Raw genomic sequence first — 17,700 nt, 5'->3', positions numbered from 1 at the left:
CGTGGCCCGGCTCCCGCGCGGCACGCACGACCTGGACGCCAATTCCGTTCGTGCGTGTTTGTAACTCACGCTGGGGACGGGGGTTGCCCTCCCCGTCCCCACACTAACCCCCCGCCAACGACGGGAAAATCGGTCATCGGTACAGCGTCTCGACGCCGAACCGGTCGATCGGCTGCGTCATCGGCACCTCGAACGGCGACCGGCCTCGTCGCGACGCGACGAACGGTCGCCGTGGTCATGGTGCACGTGGGGACGGGCAATGGACGAGGCCCAGACCCGCCATTGCCATCCGAACATCCCATACGCAATCGCCCGGTAGATCGCTACGCTCTTGTATGGGAGCGCTCCCGGGCGTGGTGCGGAGGGCCCCACTCACGAGGAGACAGCATGTCCGTACTGACTCGGCGGCATCTGCTGCGCCGCGCCGCGTTGTCCGCCAGTGCCGTGCCGGCCGGCCGCCTGTCGACCAGCACCGCGGCGGCAGCCGCCGCCGGCGCGACGCTGGCCGGTTGCGACGCCGACCCCGAGGCCGACGACGAGCGACGTACGGCGCCGGACGCGCAGCTCGGACTCCGCTTTCCGGACGGCTTCGGGTGGGGCGCGGCCACCTCGGCGTACCAGATCGAGGGGGCGGCCAAGGACGACGGGCGGGGCGAGTCCGTCTGGGACACCTTCAGCCACACCCCGGGACGGGTCCGGGGTGGGGACACCGGCGACGTCGCCGCCGACCACTACCACCGGTACGTCGAGGACCTGGACCTGATGAAGGAACTCGGGCTGCGGACGTACCGGTTCTCCATCTCCTGGCCACGCATCCAGGCCGACGGCACCGGCGCCCCCAACCAGCGCGGCCTCGACTTCTACCGGCGGCTGGTCGACGGCCTGCACGACCGGGGCATCGCCCCGATGGCCACGCTCTTCCACTGGGACCTGCCGCAGTCGCTGCAGGACATCGGCGGCTGGGAGTCCCGGGACGTCGCGTACCGCTTCGCCGACTACGCCGAGGCGATCTTCGAGGCGCTCGGCCCCAGCGTGCCGGTCTGGCTGACCATCAACGAGCCCAAGACGGTGGTGCAGAACGGCTACCTCCAGGGTCACCACGCCCCCGGGCTGCGCGAGCCGGACGCGGCCTACCTGGTCGCGCACCACCTGCAACTCGCGCACGGCCTAGCGGTACGCGCGCTGCGCGCCACCGGCAGCGACAGCCGGATCGGCCCCGCGCTGAACCTGCACCCCTGCTACCCGGCCGACGACGCCCCCGGGGTCGCCGAGGCGACCCGGCTCTACGACGGTTACGAGAACCGGCTCTACCTGGACTCCATCTTCAAGGGCGCCTATCCGGCCGACGTGCTGGCCGACCTGGGCCCGGCCAGCCGGATGGTCCGGGGAATCCGGGACGGCGACCTGGCGATCATCTCGTCTCCGGTGGACCTGCTCGCCGTGCAGTACTACACGCCGATCTACGTCACCGCTGACGGCGGCATGGTCCGCAAGTGGTCGACCTCGGAGGCGAGCTGGCAGCAGATCTTCCCCGACGGGATGTACGACATCCTGACCCGGGTGACCCGGGACTACGGCGACGTGCCGCTCACCGTCACCGAGAACGGGCTGCCCACCCCGGATCTGCTCGCCGGGGACGGCACGGTGGACGACATCGGCCGGATCGCCTTCCTCCGCGACCACCTGGCGGCCGCGCACCGGGCCATCGCCGACGGCGTGCCGCTGGAGAGCTACCACGTCTGGTCGCTGATGGACAACTTCGAGTGGAACGAGGGCTATGAACAGCGATGGGGATTGATCTATATTGACTTCCCCACCCAACGCCGGATCCCCAAGCGCAGCGCGCACTGGTACCGGCGGGTGATCGCCGACAACACCGTGTGACCCCCGAGCCGGCCGACCGGCCAGCACCGGACTCTCGTCAACCCCTCGCGGTCCGGCGGCGCCGCGGGTGCGGGACGCGGCGCGGTCCAGGTCGACGAGGTTCACCCGGGTGAGCACCGCCGCCCGACCGTACCGCCGAGGGGGTCGCATGGAGAACGAGAGCTCGACCAGGAGGCACGTCACCGAGGCCGAACTCCGGTCGCTGGTCCGGCGCGGCTTCGGCGACCGGACCGGGATCACCGACTGGCGGGAACTGACCGGCGGCACCTACAACGCGGCCTACGCCGTCACCCTCGGCGAGACCACCGAACTGGTACTCAAGGTCGCCCCGCCACCCGAGCTGAAGCTGCTCAGCCACGAGGTCGACCTGATGCGCACCGAGGTCGACTTCTACCGCCGGGCCGCCCGGGTGGTGACCGCCGTACCCGAGGTCGTCTACGCCGACTTCAACCGGGACCTGATCGGCACCGACTTCGTCTTCCTCAGCCGGGTGGCCGGAACGGACCTGCACCGCAGCCGGGACGACCTGACCCCGGCGCAGCTCGCCACCGTACGCGGTGAGATCGCCGCGCACGCGGCCCGGCTGCACACCGTCACCGGTCCGGCGTACGGCTATCCGCTCCGCGGCAGCCGTAGCTGGCAGCCGTCCTGGCGGGCCGCCTTCGGCGCGATGGTCGACGACATCCTCGCCGACGCCCTCCGGCTGGGCAGCACGCTACCCGCCCCGCCGGACCGGATCGGCGACCTGCTGCGCCGGCACGCCGACGTCCTCGACGAGGTACGCCGCCCCGCCCTGGTGCACTTCGACCTCTGGGACGGCAACGTCTTCGTCGCCGCCGATCCTGCCGGCACCGTCCGGGTGACCGGCCTGATCGACGGCGAACGGGCCTTCTTCGGCGACCCGCTGGCCGAACTGGTCTCGATGACGCTCTTCCGCGAACTGGACGACGAACCGGAGATCCTCGCCGGCTACGCCTCCGCCGGACACGGTCGGCTCGAACTGACCACGACGTCCCGCCGCCGGCTCACCCTCTACACGATCTATCTCTATCTCATCATGTGCATCGAAGGCGCCACCCGGGGCTGGGACGGCCCGGAACGCGCCGAGTACGAACGATGGCTCGCCGGGCAGCTCGACGCGCAGCTCGGCCGGCTGGGCCAGGTCCGGCGGGCCTGAGACGACACCACACCGTCGCCCCGGCGACCGGACGCGGCCGGTCAGCGGGGCAGCGCCTGCTGGAGTTCGGCCCGCAGCGCCGGTGTCAGCATCTCACCGGCCGCCTTGGCCAGCTTCGCCATCTCGTACCCCACCACGCCGATATCGGCGTCGTTGGCGGCGAGGGTGGCCAGGATCGAACCGTCCCGGATCTGCATGACCAGGAAGTAGCCCCGACCCATCTCGACCACCGTCTGCTTGACGATGTCGCCGTCGAACATCTCCGCGGCCCCGGTGGTGATGCTGGACAACCCGGAGGTGACCGCGGCGAGCTTGTCGGCGTGGTCCCGGGGCAGGTGCTCGGAGACCGCCACCAGCAGTCCGTCGGCGGAGACCACGATGGCGTGCGCCACCCCGGGTACCCGTTCCGTGAACCCGCTCACCAGCCAGTTCAGATCCCGTGCCTCTTGACTGAGCGTGCTCAATACTTCTCCTCTTCGGTGCGCGCGCCGGCCGGCGCCATGGGTATCACCATCGTGTCCTCCGCCTCGGCCCGCCGGAGACCACCGTAGTACCGGGACAACATGCCGCCCACCTGCTCCGGATCCGGCGCCTCGCGCTGGACCGGCGGCCTGGATCGGGCCGGCTCGTTCTTCGCCCGCAGTTGGGCCATCGGCACCCGGATCGGCAGCCCGTTGGCGTTGGTCCCGCCGGTCACCGGTACCGCCGGCGGGGCGTTCCCGGTGGCCAGCGCTCCGGTCGGCGCCGCGCCGGCGGCGTTGGTCGGCGGCGGCGTGCTCCCCCTGCCCTGCCGGGACCACCAGGTGCTGGACGGCGCGGAACCGGCACCGGCGGCCATCCCGAGCACGTCCTCGGCCCGGGTCGGTGTCTCCCGGCGGCCCGTCCGGCGGAGCTGGCCGCCGTCGGCGCCGCCCTCGCCCGTGGCCGGCGGACGCGTGCCGTTCGAGCCGGCCGCCGCACCCGCGACGAGTTCGAGCATCCGCCGTCCCGGGCCGCCGGCCGGATCCGCCGGCGGAGCCGGGGCGAGCAGGCTGGCCGGCAGCACGACCGCCGCCACCAGGCCGCCCTGGCCGGTGGTCCGCAACCAGACCCGGACGCCCTGCCGGGCGGCCAGGTGGCTGACCACGAACAGACCCATCCGCTCCGATGCCGCGACGTCCGCGGCCGGCGGTACCGCGAGCACCTGGTTGGCCCGCTCCAGCGCGGTCGGGCTCATGCCGAGACCCTGGTCGACGATCTCCACCCGGACGCTGCCGTCCGGTTGCCCGGCGGCGTCGACCTGCACGACGGTGTCCGGGCGGGAGAACGACGAGGCGTTCTCCAGCAGCTCGGCGAGCAGGTGCACCAGGTCGGCGACGGCGTGCCCGACGACGTACAGCTCGTCGGCGACGTCGTGCCGGATCCGCTGGTACTGCTCGATCTCGGCGACCGCGGCCAGCATCACCGTGCCGAGCAGTACCGGACGGTTCCACCGCCGGGTCGCCTCGGTGCCGGCCAGCACCAGCAGGCTGTCGTCGTTACGGCGCATGCGGGCGGCGAGATGGTCCAGCTTGAACAGGTTGTCGAGCTGGTCCGGGTCGCTCTCGTCCTGCTCCAGCTCGTCCAGCAGCTCCAACTGCCGCTCGACCAGCACCTGGCTGCGTCGGGCCAGGTTGACGAACATGGCGTTGACGTGTCGGCGCATCACCGCCTGCTCCAGCGCCACCGTCACCGCGCTGCGGTGCACCGCCACGAAGGCCTCGGCCACCTCGCCGATCTCGTCCATCGACCGGACGTCGGCCGGCGGCACCTCGAACTCGGCGGCGACCGGATCGACCGTACGCAGCCGTTCCAGGGTCTCCGGCAGCTCGACCTGGGCGACCCGCAACGCCTGGCCGCGCAGCATCCGCAGCGACCGGGCAACGGAGCGGCCGATCGCGATCGAGGTGAACAGGGCGGCCAGCAGTACACCCAGCACGCCGACCGCGGTGAGCAGCGTCCGGCGCAACTGCTCGGCGCTGCGGGAGTCCGCCAGCGCCACCGCGTCGTCGACCGCACCCGCCTCGACCTGCCGGAGCAGCTCCTGGCGCTGCTGGCTGATCGTCCACCAGCGGCCCGGTTCGAGCACCGCGGCGGTGCGCCCACCGGCGGAGAAGGTGGTCTCCTCCATCCGGACCGCGGCCACGAAGTTCGGATCGGTCGAGACCTGGTCGTACCGCTCGATCTGCCGGTCGGTGGCCGAGAGCCGGAAGCCGGCGAGGCCGGTGAGCTGCTGTGCCCGCAGGTCGGTCAGCGTGACCAGGTCGGTCTGGTCGTACCGGCCGGCCCGGGCGGCGGCGTAGAGCTGCCCGCGGATCCGCGAGTTGATCTCCTTGACCTGGGCGAACTCGACGTACCGCAGCACCGCGTCGGTCAGGTCGGCACGGTCCGCGCCGGGCGAGGGCTCGGCCAGCAGCACCAGCAGCACCTCGATGGTCCGGTCGTACTCGGCCAGCACCGGGTCGGGGTTGGAGCCGGCCGCCGGCACCGAGGCCCGCACCTCCGGCAGCCGGTCGAGTGCGTCGTCGACCCGGTCGAAGGAGATCCGCCAGGACGCCTCACCCCGGGCCAGCGGCGACGCCGCCGCTCGGAACCGGTCGAGCGCGCGGTCGGCGACCGGGTAGACCGACTCCAGCGCCGGCAGCGGGCGGCCGGGCTCGACCGGCGGCGCCGAGCCGGTGTTCAGCGCGGCCAGCTCGCCGGCGGTCTGGTCCCGCTCGCGCTGCAACTCGTGCACCAGCGTCGTGATCTCGCGGCCGACCGCCACCTGGTCGGCGAACTCGTCGAGCAGCTCCGCCTGGCTCACCAACGCGCTGGTCTGCGCTCCGGCGAGCACCAGGAACGCGACCGACGGGACCACGAGGACGGCGCCCAGCTTGGTACGCATCCGCCAGTCCCGCAACCGAAAGGGGGACCTGCGGCGATGTGGCACCACCCGGACGTCGAGACGGCGCCGGCGGTGACGCGAGACGGCGCCGTGTGACGGGTCCGGGGCAACAGCCACCATGCCTCCTACCGTCCTCGATGCGGGGCGCGCCAAGGAGCGGAGCTATTTCAATTCAGGCCCGGACCTGCTGTCAATGATCAGGGGGGCGGTACAGCTCACGAAGGATACTGCGGGTGATCAGATCTTGTCGCTGTCGCCGACTCGTGCTCATCCGTCCGGACGATGCGCTCAAGGCCGGACGCGCCGTCGAGCCGACCGATCGCCACCAGAGCGGCGCCGACCGCACCGATCTCCGGATTCCGGACGTGGTGTACCTCCCGGGGGGCCAGCGCGACCGAGAAGGAACGCCGCCACCACCCGGACGCGGCGACGGCCCCGCCACCGAGGACGACCTGGACCGAGTTATCCAGGGTGGACTCGATCGCCGTGACCCCTACCGCCACCTGGCGACAGAGTGCGTCCATCAGTCCGGCCAGGATGTCCACCGCGGTGGTGTTGAAGCCGAGCCCGGACAGCGCGCCGGAGCCGGCCGGGGCGAGCCCGGGTGGACGGTCGCCGCCCAGCTGGGGATCGGCCGGTACGCCGTCGCCGGGCGGCACCCGGGCCAGGGCCCTGTCGAGGTCCGCCCCCTCCGGCAGCTTCATCTCCCGCCGGACCCAGGCGTAGAGGTTGCCGCCGCCGGAGAAGGCGGTACCGGTCACCACGTGCTCGTGGTCCACCCGGTAGCGCCACAGCTCCTCGGGCAACGGCGGCAGCTCGCCACCCGCCGGGGCGGGCTGGACCAGCCGGACCGCCGCCGAGGTGCCGACGGTGACCGCCGCGCGCCGGCTGTCGTAGCAGCCGGAGCCCACGTTGGAGGCGGCACCGTCGCCGCTCGGCGGGGCCCAGCGGGCGGCCCGGAGCGCCGGCCAGCGCCGGGCGTACCCGGGCCGGAGCCGGCCGTGCCAGGCCAGCGGAGCCAGCGTCGGCAGCTCTCCCGGGCGTACCCGGGCCAGCTCGCACGCCTCGGTGTCCCAGTCCAGGGTGCGCAGGTCGAGCAGGCCGGTGCCGGAGGCCTGGGAGACCGACATGACCGCCTCGTCCAGCAGCGTGCCGAAGACGTACTCGATCAGGCCGACAAAGCGGATCTTGTCGTCGCCGCACCGCTCCCGCAGCCAGGGCAGCCGGACCGACCAGTAGAACCGGTGCCACCAGGTGCCGGTACGTCGGTGGTAGTCGTCCGGATCCACCGGCCCGGCCGCCCCGGCCGGTGGGGTGGGGCGGGTGTCCAACCAGGTCAGCACCGGGCCGAGTGGATCGCCGGCGGCGTTCAGCGGCACCACCGAGTGCCACTGCGCCGAGGCGACGACCAGTTCCACTCCGTCGAGGTGGTCCGCCCCGGCCAGCTCGTCGAGGCACTCGACCAGGGCGGCGAGGTAGGCCGGCCCGTCCAGGGTGGCCCGACCGTCGTCCCCGATCGTGACCTCGGCCGGTCGCCGGGCCAGCGCACCGGGCAGCGGCCGGGCGGCCGCGTCCAGCACCAGGCCGCGCACCGACGACGTACCCAGGTCGAGAGCGAGAATCCTCATCGACGAAAACCGTACCCGTTCGTCGCTGCCGACCAGGGCAAGGTCGCGCGGTACCGGCCGGACGGGCCCCGTGCCGGCCCGGGTCGCCCACCTGGTGGACAGGTGTGCCGAAGGGGGTGCCGGCCCGGCCGGCGCTGCCCTAGACTCGGGCCGTGCTCGCGCGACTCAACTCCTGGTGGCCCGCCATCCCGGCGGCCGACCTCCGCGCGTAGCAATCTTCCACGCGGCCGCCCCACGCGGCGGCCGCCAGGGTTCCCCCACGCCTCTCCGGCCACCGCTCGGGACGGCCCCCGGCTGTGAGGGACGACCGATGACCCTGCTCAACCACCTGCTCCGCACCATCGCGAGCGGCGCCGACCCCGGCCCGTTCGCCCTGCTGCGCCGGGACGGCGCCACCGGCCTCGAGGTCTTCACCGGTGTGCCGCACACCGTCGCCACGCTCGCCGACATCCCCCTGCCGGCCGGGCCGGCCGGCCCGCGCACCCTCGCCGTGGTGCCGTACCGGCAGGTCGCCGAGCGCGGCTTCGCCTGTGTCGACGACGGCGCCCCGCTGGAGTGCCTGGTGCTCGACGAGCCCGAGCGGGTCCCGCTGGCCGACGCGCTGGCGGCCCTGCCCGAGGTACCGGTACCGGTCCGCGACGCCGGCTTCGACATCGCCGACCCGGAGTACGCGGAGATCGTCGCTCGGGTGCTGCGCGACGAGATCGGCCGGGGCGAGGGGGCGAACTTCGTGATCCACCGCTCCTACCTCGGCACCCTGGCCGGTCCCCCGCTGCCGGCGGCGCTGGCCGCGCTGCGCCGGCTGCTCACCGGGGAGCGGGGCGCGTACTGGACGTTCCTGGTGCACACCGGCGGCCGGATCCTGGTCGGCGCCTCGCCGGAACGGCACGTCAGCGTCGAGGACGGCCTGGTCATGATGAACCCGATCAGCGGCACGCTGCGCCACCCGGGCCGGCCGGCGGACCGGGAGGAGCTGCTGCGGTTCCTCGCCGACCCCAAGGAGATCGACGAGCTGTACATGGTGCTCGACGAGGAACTGAAGATGATGGCGACCGTGGCCGAGCAGGGTGGCCAGGTGATCGGGCCGTACCTCAAGGAGATGGCGCACCTGACGCACACCGAGTACCTGCTGGCCGGGCGCGGCTCGCGCGACGTCCGGGAGGTGCTCCGGGAGACGATGTTCGCGCCGACCGTCACCGGCAGTCCGATGGAGAACGCCTGCCGGGTGATCGCCCGGCACGAGCGGCGCGGCCGCGGCTACTATGCGGGCGTACTGGCGCTGCTCGGCTTCGACGAGGCCGGGCGGCAGACCCTGGACGCGCCGATCCTGATCCGTACCGCCGAGATCTCGCCGGCCGGCGAGCTGCGGGTGCCGGTCGGCGCGACCCTGGTGCGGCACTCCACCGCCGCCGCCGAGGTGGCCGAGACGCACGCCAAGGCGGCCGGGGTGCTGACCGCGCTGGGGTTGCGGCCGGAGCCGGCGGCCCCCGGCGACCGGGCCAGCGACCCCGCCGCGTCCGGCGACCGGGCCGGCGACGCCACCGGCACCGGCACCGGCGTGGTCGGTGTCGCGTCCGCGCCGGCCGCCGAACCGGCCCCGGCCGCGGAGGTCCGGCTCGCCGACGACCCGGCGGTACGGGCCGCGCTGGCCGCCCGCAACACCGGGCTCGCCCCGTTCTGGCTGGAGCAGCGGACGCCGGGCGCCACGGTACGACCGGAGTTCGACGGCCGGCGGGTGGTGGTGGTCGACGGGGAGGACACCTTCACCGGCATGCTCGCGCACCAACTGCGGGCGCTCGGCCTGACCGTGGCGGTACGCCCCTGGGCCGGGGTCGCCGAGCCGGGCGGATTCGATCCGGCCAGCGCCGACCTGACGGTGCTGGGCCCCGGACCGGGCGACCCGGGGCACCCGACCGACCCGAAGATGGTCGCCCTGCGCCGCCTGGTCGGCCGGCTGCTCGACAGCGGGTCACCGACCCTCGGCGTCTGCCTCGGCCACCAGATGCTGGCCGCCCGACTCGGCCTGACCCTGCACCGGCGCACCGCGCCCTACCAGGGGCTGTGCCGGGACGTCACGCTCTTCGACACCGTCGCGCGGGTCGGCTTCTACTCCAGCTACACCGCGCTGGCCGACACCGACGGGCTGGACACGGCGTACGGGCCGGTGCGGTTGGCCCGGGACCCGGTCGACGGTGCGGTGCACGCGCTGCGCGGGCCGACGTACGCCGGGGTGCAGTTCCATCCCGAGTCGGTGCTGAGCCGGGACGGGATGGCAGTGCTGACCGAGGTGGTGGGCCGGTTGCTCCCGACCCCGGCCGGGTCGGCCCCGGCCTCCGGGGCTTCCCGGGCACCGGCGCCGGGGGCGGCGATGCCGCCGGGAGCGGGGCGGGGCGAGAGCGGGGCGCATACATCCCGGTATCCCGGGTAGGCATTGCCAAGCCGGTGGTCCGGGCGGGTTGAGAGCCCTCGCCCGGGCCGCCGGTCCACTTGATCCCGATCACCGGGTCGCCGGGAGCCAGCCGGACCGGGCCGCGACCGGGCCCGCCGGGGGTCACACCGCCGCCGAGTCAGGTCCCGGACGGCGCCCGGGTCGACCTTCGCGGCGAGCGGACCGGCCGGCGCCGGGGACCGGCCGGGATCGGCGAGCACCGGTCCGGTCGTGCTGCCCGGCCCAGGTGTCGAGGCCGGTCAGCACGCTGCGAAGCCCGGCACCGCGCTCGGTGAGGGCGTAGCTGATCCGGGTGGGCGGGCCGGAGTCCACCTGGCGGCGCAGCAGTCCCTCGTCGGCGAGTTCGCGCAGCCGTTCGGTGAGCACCCGCCGGGAGACGCCGGGCAGGGCCTCGACGAGATCGCGGAACCGTGCCTCGCCGTGGCCGAGCACGTGCAGCAGGTCGAGGACCCAGCGCCGGCCGAGCAGTTCCAGTGCCGCCGAGGTGGCTGCGGGAAGCCGTCGGTCCGGAGTAGTGGTTACTTTTTCAAACCTGGTTTCCTCGTTGGCCGTCACCTGCTCGGGCCGGCCGGCCGGAGCGGGCTCGTCTGCCAAGAAGACGGCGATGCCGTCGAGCACCCGACCCAGGCCGAACTCGAAGTCCTGCCGTACGGACGCCGGAGCGGCGCCGACCTGCCTGGTCAGCCGGGACAGCAGCGGAAACCGCCCGGTGTCGAGCAGCCGGGTCAGGGTGGCCATCTCGGCCGCCCACCACTGCTCGATGCTCACCCCGGTCCGCCGCTCGTCCTCGGCCTCGGTCTGGACGTACCGGGCCGCACCCTGCACGTAGTCACTGACCGTGAGGTAGACCTGGACCATCGTCGCCGGGTCGAGCCCGAAGCCGTCCACGGCGGCCAGCACCCATTCCACGCTGGCCAGCACGTTCGGCCCGAGCGGCGGTCGCCCGGTGCCCGCGACGATCGGCAGTACCCACGGATGCCGCTGGTACATCGCCCACTCCCGGCGGGCGGAGAGCTCGATCCTGGCCCGCCAGCCGGCCGGGCCCGGCTCCGGATAGTCGATCTCGCCGAAGACGTCCTCCACCATCAGGTCGACCAGCTCGGCCTTGCCCGGCACGTACCGGTAGAGCGACATCACCCCGGCGTCCAGGGCGGCGGCGACCCGCCGCATCGAGAGGGTGGCCAGGCCGTACGCGTCGGCGAGCCCGACCGCCACCCGTACGATGCGGTCCAGGTTCAGCCCCGCGCCGGTCCCGGCGTCGTCACCGTCGCCTTCCATCCACTCCCCGACCCCGTCGCTACACAGTACGCACGCTCGCGTACACTGTACCCACCGTACCCTGCGAGCGTAACGAGGTGACGATGACCGAGACGATGACGGTACGCCCGGCCGAGCCGGCCGATGCCCGGGCGATCGCCGCCACGGTGGGCCGGGCCGGCCAGGACGAGGCGGTGTTGAGCTGGGTGGTGCCGGAGGAGAGCGCCCGCCAGGCGTGTGCACAGGCATGGGTCGAGTTCGCCTCCGACTGGGTCGGCGGGGCGCTGGAGGCCGGCGAGATCCTGTTGGCGGACGGCGAGCCGACCGGGATCGGTGGCCTGTCGGTGTGGGAGTTCCGGGCCGGCGACCGAACCGGATCAGCGGCCGCCGCGGACCCGGCCCGGGACGAGCGGCAGGCCGCCTTCCTCGCCCGGGCCTACGGCCGGTACGCGCCCCGGATGGCCCTGGTCGGCGAACTGATCGCCGCCCGCCACCCCGATCGGGAACCACACTGGTATCTCCAGCAGATGGTGGTGCTGCCCGAGCTGCGCGGCCGGGGGCTCGGCGGCGCCATGCTCCGGCACCAACTCGCCCGGGCCGACGCGGACGGGATCGGCTGCTATCTGGAGGCGAGTTCACCGCGCAACCGCGCACTCTACGAGCGGTACGGCTTCCGGGCCCAGGGCGAACCGATCCAGTTGCCGGACGGCGGCCCGACGCTCCAGCCGATGTGGCGGGATCCCCGGCCCGCCCCCACCGCGGCCGGGAACTGAGCCCCGTCCCGACCACGGCCGGGAAGTGAACGCCGGGGGCCGCTCAGCCGCCCTCGTAGCCTTCCCGGCCGGTGGACCGGGTGCTGGCCAGCCAGATCCCGAAGCCCATCGCCAGCACCGCGGGCACCTCGACCAGGAGCCGGAGTCCACCGAACGACAGCGTCTCGTGGAACGCCGTCACCCCGATGACGACGCTGGCCACCGGGTCCACCAGGGTGATCGAAGTGAGTGGCGCGGCCAAGGGACCGTTCTGGAAGGCGTTCTGGTTCAGCGCCACCGAGGCGAACCCGACCACGGCCAGCGCGTACAGGTGCCAGTCGGTCAGCGTCGAGAGCGGGTCGTCGGTGACCCGGTCGGCGACGGACTTCAGCAGCGACGCGGTGCCGGCGTAGAGCAGCCCGCTGGCGATCCCGAGCAGCGTTCCCCGGGCGGCGCCGGTGGCCCGGTGGGCGAGAAGCAGGCAGATCCCGACCAGGGCGCCGCCGATCAGCGCGACTCCGAGCCAGCCCATCAGGGACGGCTGGGACACCCCCGCCCGGGGCCGGGCGGCGCCGAGGAAGGCGGCGAGCCCGAAGACACAGGCGGCGACCGCGGTGACGTCGCGGGGATGCGGCCGGCGGTGGTCGAGGGCCGCCTCCAGCGGGATCGCCAGGAACATCCCGCTGATCAGCAGCGGCTGGATCAGGGTCAGCGGCCCGAACCGCAGGGCGATCGCCTGCAGCACCGTACCGGCCAGGTCGGGGACCTTTGCCAGCAGCCAGCTCTTCCGGCGCAGCAGCCGGATGAGCAACCGCGGGTCGGCTGTCCCGTGCTGCGGTTCCCGGCGCGCGGCACGCTGTTGCAGGGCGGCCCCGAAGGCGAAGCAGACGGCGGAGCTGAGCGCCAGCGCGACCGCCGCGATCACGCGGCGGTCCCGGCCCCGCAGGGCGGCTCGTGCTCCGTACCCACACAACTACGCTACGTGTTGAAATCACCGCTCACGGACGGTTCCGGGCGCCGGCCGTCCCACCCGCTCAGCCGCACGGTCCGGGTCGACAACATGGTGCCCGGACCGGCCGGGAGGCGTCCCGTCCGGTCCGGGCACCGTCAGCGCGAGCGACCAGCCCGGCCGCCAGGACACCGTCGGCGCCGGGCGACCAGGCGCGGCCCGATCGCCACGCTCCCGCAGGATCAGGAGGCGAGCGCTCCGGCGGCCCGGCCCTCGTGCAGGGTGAGGTTGCGTCCGTTCGACGGGTCGAACAGGTGGATCTTCTCCAGGTTGAACCAGAGCCGGTGGTCCTGCCCCTCGGTGACCGGGGACTCCGCCGACAGCCGGGTCACCAGGTTCGCCCCGCCGCCGCTGAACCCGTCCGCGCCCACGTCCGCGGCGAGTTCCTCCAGCTCCGCCGCGCTGGCCCGCTCACCGGAGACGGTGAGATAGACGTACTTGTCCGAGCCCATCGACTCGACGATCTCGACCGGCGCCTCGAACTCCATCCCCCGCTCCCGGGTCTGCTCGTCGACCAGCCCGGCGTCCTCGAAATGCTCCGGACGGATGCCGAGGATCAGCTCCCGGGGGGCGTCCTCGGCCGCCAGCTCGCGCCGGAGCCGGTCGCCGAGGGGTACGTCGCCGACCGCCGTCCGCAGCCTGTCGTCCTCGACCGCGGCGTGCAGGAAGTTCATCGCCGGCGAGCCGATGAACCCGGCGACGAAGAGGTTCGCCGGGTGGTCGTACAACTCCTGGGGCGGGCCGACCTGCTGCACCGCACCGCCCCGCATGATCACCACCCGGTCGCCGAGGGTCATCGCCTCGGTCTGGTCGTGCGTCACGTACACCGTCGTGGTGCCGAGCTGCTTCTGCAACCGGGACACCACGGTACGCATCTGCACCCGCAACTTGGCGTCGAGGTTGGAGAGCGGCTCGTCCATCAGGAACGCCTTCGGGCTGCGGACGATCGCCCGCCCCATCGCCACCCGCTGGCGCTGCCCACCGGAGAGGTTCGCCGGCTTGCGGTCCAGCAGCGGGGTCAGCTCCAGCACCTTGGCCGCCTCGGCCACCTTCTGCTCGATGGTCGCCCTGTCCAGCTTGGCGAGCCGGAGCGGGAACGCCATGTTCTCCCGGACGGTCATGTTCGGATAGAGGGCGTACGACTGGAAGACCATCGCGATGTCCCGGTCCCGGGGTGCCTTGTCGTTGACCCGCTGCCCGTCGATGCGCAGTTCGCCCGAGCTGATGTCCTCCAGTCCGGCGATCATGTTGAGGGTGGTCGACTTCCCGCAGCCCGACGGGCCGACCAGGATGACGAACTCGCCGTCGGCGATCTCCAGGTCGACGTCCCGGACCGCGACCGTCCCGTCCGGGAAGCTCTTGCTCACCTTGTCCAGCACGATGTCAGCCACTGCGACCTCACCCCTTCACGGCGCCGGACGTCAGGCCCGACACGATGCGACGCTGGAAGAACAGCACGAACAGAATGATCGGAATCGTGATCACCACGGCGGCGGCGCAGATCGCCCCGGTCGGGTCCTCGAACTGCGACTCCCCGGTGAAGAACGACAGCGCCACCGGCACCGTGCGGGACCGCTCGGTCGAGGTCAGCGAGATCGCGAAGAGGAAGTCGTTCCAGCAGAAGATGAAGACCAGGATCGCGGTGGTGAAGACCCCGGGCGCGGCCAGCGGCGCGATCACCCGGCGGAACGCCTGCCCGGAGGTGGCGCCGTCCATCTTGGCGGCCTTCTCCAGGTCCCACGGGATCTGCTTGAAGAACGCCGACAGCGTGTAGATGGCCAGCGGCAGGGAGAAGGTGATGTACGGCAGGATCAACCCCGGCCAGGTGTCGAAGAGCCCGAGGGACCGCTCGATCTCGAACAGCGGCGAGACGAGCGAGACCTGCGGGAACATCGCGATCAGCAGGGAGACCCCGACCAGCGCCTTCTTGCCCGGAAAGTCCAGCCGGGCCACCGCGTACGCGGCCATGGTGCCGAGCACCACCGCGATGGTGGTGGCGATCAGGGCGATCCCGATCGAGTTGCCCAGAGCCCGGACGAACTGGTTGGTGGAGAAGATCGTGCGGTAGTTGTCCAGGGTCCACTCCCGAGGGATGAAGTTCCCGTCGGTGAGCGTGCCGGTGGTCTTGAACGACAGCGACGCGATCCACAGCACCGGGACCAGCGCGAAGACCACCACCACGAGGTCCAGCAGTCCCCACCGCCACTTCGCCGTGGCCGTGGTGTCGGTGGCGGCCATTAGCGTCTCCCCTCGTCCGTGCTGCCCGGGGCAGCGGTGCCGAACAGCTTCACGAAGACGAACGCGATGATCGCCACGGCGAGGAAGATCAGCACCGACATGGTCGACCCGATCCCGAGGTTGAGCCCGCGCATCAGGTTGTTGTAGGCGAGCATCGACACCGACGAGGTCTCGTTCGACCCGGCCGTCAGCACGAAGATGTTGTCGAAGACCCGGAACGCGTCCAGGGTGCGGAACAGCAGCGCCACCAGGATCGCCGGCTTCATCACCGGCAACATGACCTTGGTGAACCGCTGCCAGGCGGTGGCGCCGTCCATCGAAGCGGCCTTGAGCAGGTCCTCCGGCACCAGCGCCAGGCCCGCCATCAGCAGCAGCGCCATGAACGGGGTGGTCTTCCAGATCTCCGCCAGCATGATGATCGCCAGCGCGCTGGCCCGTTCGGTCAGCGGCGCCCCCTCACCGAAGAGCGTGGCCAGATAACCGGTGCCGGGCGTCCAGGCGTACCGCCAGGAGAAGGCCGCCACCACCGTGACGATGCCGTACGGGATCAGCGCCGACGTGCGGACCAGGCCGCGCCCGACGATGGTCCGGTGCATCACGATGGCCAGTCCCATGCCCAGCACCAGCTCGACGGCGACCGTCACGACGGTGATCAGCATGGTCACCCCGAACGCGGTCCACCAGTAGTCGTTGGTCAGCACCGTGACGTAGTTGGCCAGCCCGACGAACTCCCGCTCGTCCGGGAACTTGAGGTCGAAGCGCTGCAACGACAGCCAGACGGAGTAGAGGATCGGATAGGCGGTCACCGCCAGCATCACCAACGCGGCCGGGGCGCAGAGCAGCCAGCCCAACCGGCGCTCGGCCCGCTTCCCCTCGCTCAGCACCGCCCGACCACCCCGGCCGCGCCGGGGCGCCGGGACCGCCGGGGTCGTACCGGCCCGCTCCACGGCGGTCGCGGTCTCGATTTCCGTACTCACGGCAGCACCCCCTTCGAGTCGAGCGCGTCCTGCGTCGCCTCCCGCATCCGGTCCGCGGTCCGCTCCGGGTCGATCGACGACGGCGGGGAGAGCGTCGCCGACAGTACGGTCGAAATGTTCTGGTACGCCGGACTGCGCGGCCGGGTCGCCGGGTCCTTCAGCTCCTCGAGAATGGTGTCCCGCATCGGGTACGCCTCGGCCATCTCCGGCTCGGCGTAGACGCTCTCGATGGTCGGCGGTACCCCGTCGTTGATCGCGGAGAACTTCTGGTGCTCGGCGTCGCGCAGGCAGGACGCGGCGTCGAAGGACTCGTCGGGATGCCGGGAGTACCGGCTGACCCCCAGGTTGAACCCGCCGATCGTCACCTTGCTCGGTGTGCCCGGGTCCACTCCCGGGTAGCGGGCCCACTTCACCTTCTTCGCCAGTTCCGGGTCCGCCTCCTGCATCGCCGGATAGACGAAGGGCCAGTTGAGCTGGAAGGCGCCCGCCCCGGACTGGAAGTCGAGCCGCGCCTGGTCCTCGATGGTGTTCGAGAAGGAGGAGGTGGTGATCCCGGCGGTGGCGAAGTTGCGCAGCACCTCCAGCGCCCGGACGGCGCCGTCGTCGAAGACCGCCTTGCTGCCGTCGTCGTTGATGATCTGGCCGCCAGCGCTGGCCACCAGCGTGTTGTAGAGGACGACGAGTCCCTCGTACTGGGCGCCCATGGTGATCACCCGGTACGGCTGGCCCCGCCCCCGCAGATCCTGGGCCGCCCGGATCATCTCGTCCCAGGTACGCGGCGGCTGCGGCACCAGGTCGGAGCGGTACCAGAGCAGTTGCACGTTGGTGTTCTTCGGCGCGGCGTAGAGCTTGCCCTCGTACCGGGCCGTCTCCAGCGGGCCGGCCAGGGTGCCGCGCTCGGCCTCGGCCCGGTGCTCGCCGGTCCACTCCAGCAGCCAGCCCGCGCTGGCGAACTCCTGGGTCCAGGTGACGTCCAGGCCCAGGATGTCCATGCCCGAGTCCTCGGCGGCCAGCCGGCGGACCAACTGCACCCGCTGGTCGTCGGCGGCCCGGGGCAGCACCCGGTACGCGATCCGGTACCGCCCGCCCGCCTTCGCGTTGCAGTCGTCGACCACCTTCTGGATGTTCTGCTCGGTGGTGTAGTAGAGGTTGATCGTCGGAATGCCGCCGTCCTCCCCGGAGCCGCAGGCAGCGAGCGGCACCAGCAGCGTCAGCCCCGTCAGCGCCGCCGCCAGCCGGAACCGGCGCCGCCGGATCCGGCCGCCCCGCTCGGGCTCAGTCATCTCGGCACCCCGCTGTCCTCCCGGCCGTTGTGCCGACGTCGGCCTCCGCCGATCGTGGCCGCCGGTGGCAGCCCGCCGGCCGCCTGTCGCGCGCCTGGTGACCGCTCATCACGCCGTCCTCCCTTATGACGGCCGGGGCGG

General features: G+C 72.5%; 13 protein-coding genes. 4 read left to right on the top strand and 9 right to left on the bottom strand.

Annotated elements, in window-relative coordinates; genetic code table 11:
• Positions 1-387: 387 nt before the first annotated feature.
• Both ACSMXO_RS15620 and ACSMXO_RS15615 read left to right on the top strand, forming a co-directional pair.
• Positions 388-1,884, top strand: a complete 1,497-nt coding sequence (locus tag ACSMXO_RS15620; protein ID WP_346261883.1) for a GH1 family beta-glucosidase — start codon at positions 388-390, stop codon at positions 1,882-1,884.
• A gap of 148 nt (positions 1,885-2,032) precedes the next feature.
• Entirely contained in the window at positions 2,033-3,061 is a 1,029-nt protein-coding gene (locus tag ACSMXO_RS15615; RefSeq protein WP_346261882.1) for a phosphotransferase family protein, read from the top strand.
• A 41-nt stretch (positions 3,062-3,102) separates the two neighbouring features.
• Here ACSMXO_RS15615 and ACSMXO_RS15610 read toward each other — a convergent pair whose 3' ends face one another.
• The 3 genes from ACSMXO_RS15610 to ACSMXO_RS15600 form a co-directional block, all read right to left on the bottom strand.
• Positions 3,103-3,525 carry a roadblock/LC7 domain-containing protein gene (locus ACSMXO_RS15610; protein ID WP_130462551.1) on the bottom strand — a complete coding sequence of 141 codons (423 nt, stop codon included), beginning with the start codon at positions 3,523-3,525 and terminating at the stop codon, positions 3,103-3,105.
• Positions 3,522-5,966: a sensor histidine kinase gene (locus ACSMXO_RS15605; protein WP_455418287.1), complete on the bottom strand. Its 2,445-nt coding sequence runs from the start codon at positions 5,964-5,966 to the stop codon at positions 3,522-3,524. Before ACSMXO_RS15605 ends, ACSMXO_RS15610 begins: the two co-directional genes overlap by 4 nt.
• Before the next feature lie 215 nt (positions 5,967-6,181).
• Entirely contained in the window at positions 6,182-7,594 is a 1,413-nt protein-coding gene (locus ACSMXO_RS15600) for an FGGY family carbohydrate kinase (protein WP_346261880.1), read from the bottom strand.
• A gap of 310 nt (positions 7,595-7,904) precedes the next feature.
• On the opposite strand from ACSMXO_RS15600, the gene ACSMXO_RS15595 reads away from it, so the two are divergent.
• Positions 7,905-10,022: a chorismate-binding protein gene (locus ACSMXO_RS15595; protein ID WP_455418286.1), complete on the top strand. Its 2,118-nt coding sequence runs from the start codon at positions 7,905-7,907 to the stop codon at positions 10,020-10,022.
• Positions 10,023-10,145: 123 nt separating this feature from the next.
• Here the strand turns inward: ACSMXO_RS15595 and ACSMXO_RS15590 are convergent, their stop codons facing one another.
• On the bottom strand, positions 10,146-11,321 hold the full coding sequence (locus ACSMXO_RS15590; RefSeq protein WP_455418285.1) for a winged helix-turn-helix transcriptional regulator: 1,176 nt from the start codon (positions 11,319-11,321) through the stop codon (positions 10,146-10,148).
• A gap of 83 nt (positions 11,322-11,404) precedes the next feature.
• Here ACSMXO_RS15590 and ACSMXO_RS15585 point away from each other — a divergent pair, with 83 nt between their 5' ends.
• Positions 11,405-12,073 (top strand): GNAT family N-acetyltransferase, encoded by a 669-nt coding sequence (locus tag ACSMXO_RS15585; protein WP_455418284.1) that lies wholly within the window; start codon positions 11,405-11,407, stop codon positions 12,071-12,073.
• Positions 12,074-12,116: 43 nt separating this feature from the next.
• On the opposite strand, the gene ACSMXO_RS15580 is transcribed toward ACSMXO_RS15585, so the two are convergent.
• From ACSMXO_RS15580 to ACSMXO_RS15560, 5 genes are all read right to left on the bottom strand, one after another.
• Positions 12,117-12,977 (bottom strand): DMT family transporter, encoded by an 861-nt coding sequence (locus tag ACSMXO_RS15580; RefSeq protein WP_455418283.1) that lies wholly within the window; start codon positions 12,975-12,977, stop codon positions 12,117-12,119.
• A gap of 266 nt (positions 12,978-13,243) precedes the next feature.
• The gene (locus ACSMXO_RS15575; RefSeq protein ID WP_455418282.1) at positions 13,244-14,452 is read right to left on the bottom strand and encodes an ABC transporter ATP-binding protein; all 1,209 of its coding nucleotides are present in this window, start codon (positions 14,450-14,452) and stop codon (positions 13,244-13,246) included.
• 7 nt (positions 14,453-14,459) lie between these two features.
• Positions 14,460-15,299, bottom strand: a complete 840-nt coding sequence (locus ACSMXO_RS15570; protein ID WP_346261874.1) for a carbohydrate ABC transporter permease — start codon at positions 15,297-15,299, stop codon at positions 14,460-14,462.
• Entirely contained in the window at positions 15,299-16,276 is a 978-nt protein-coding gene (locus tag ACSMXO_RS15565; protein WP_455418281.1) for a carbohydrate ABC transporter permease, read from the bottom strand. Before ACSMXO_RS15565 ends, ACSMXO_RS15570 begins: the two co-directional genes overlap by 1 nt.
• Entirely contained in the window at positions 16,273-17,559 is a 1,287-nt protein-coding gene (locus ACSMXO_RS15560; protein WP_455418280.1) for an ABC transporter substrate-binding protein, read from the bottom strand. Before ACSMXO_RS15560 ends, ACSMXO_RS15565 begins: the two co-directional genes overlap by 4 nt.
• Positions 17,560-17,700: the final 141 nt, after the last annotated feature.

The sequence above is a fragment of the Plantactinospora sp. DSM 117369 genome (assembly GCF_053764795.1).
This window is presented reverse-complemented; position numbering and strand designations above follow the sequence as displayed.

Excerpts from the sequence above, each read along its gene's own strand:
- ACSMXO_RS15620 (WP_346261883.1), top strand. The coding sequence starts at position 388 with ATGTCCGTACTGACTCGGCGGCATCTGCTGCGCCGCGCCGCGTTGTCC.
- ACSMXO_RS15615 (WP_346261882.1), top strand. The coding sequence starts at position 2,033 with ATGGAGAACGAGAGCTCGACCAGGAGGCACGTCACCGAGGCCGAACTC.
- ACSMXO_RS15605 (WP_455418287.1), bottom strand. The coding sequence starts at position 5,966 with ATGCGTACCAAGCTGGGCGCCGTCCTCGTGGTCCCGTCGGTCGCGTTC.
- ACSMXO_RS15600 (WP_346261880.1), bottom strand. The coding sequence starts at position 7,594 with ATGAGGATTCTCGCTCTCGACCTGGGTACGTCGTCGGTGCGCGGCCTG.
- ACSMXO_RS15595 (WP_455418286.1), top strand. The coding sequence starts at position 7,905 with ATGACCCTGCTCAACCACCTGCTCCGCACCATCGCGAGCGGCGCCGAC.
- ACSMXO_RS15590 (WP_455418285.1), bottom strand. The coding sequence starts at position 11,321 with ATGGAAGGCGACGGTGACGACGCCGGGACCGGCGCGGGGCTGAACCTG.
- ACSMXO_RS15585 (WP_455418284.1), top strand. The coding sequence starts at position 11,405 with ATGACCGAGACGATGACGGTACGCCCGGCCGAGCCGGCCGATGCCCGG.
- ACSMXO_RS15570 (WP_346261874.1), bottom strand. The coding sequence starts at position 15,299 with ATGGCCGCCACCGACACCACGGCCACGGCGAAGTGGCGGTGGGGACTG.
- ACSMXO_RS15560 (WP_455418280.1), bottom strand. The coding sequence starts at position 17,559 with ATGACTGAGCCCGAGCGGGGCGGCCGGATCCGGCGGCGCCGGTTCCGG.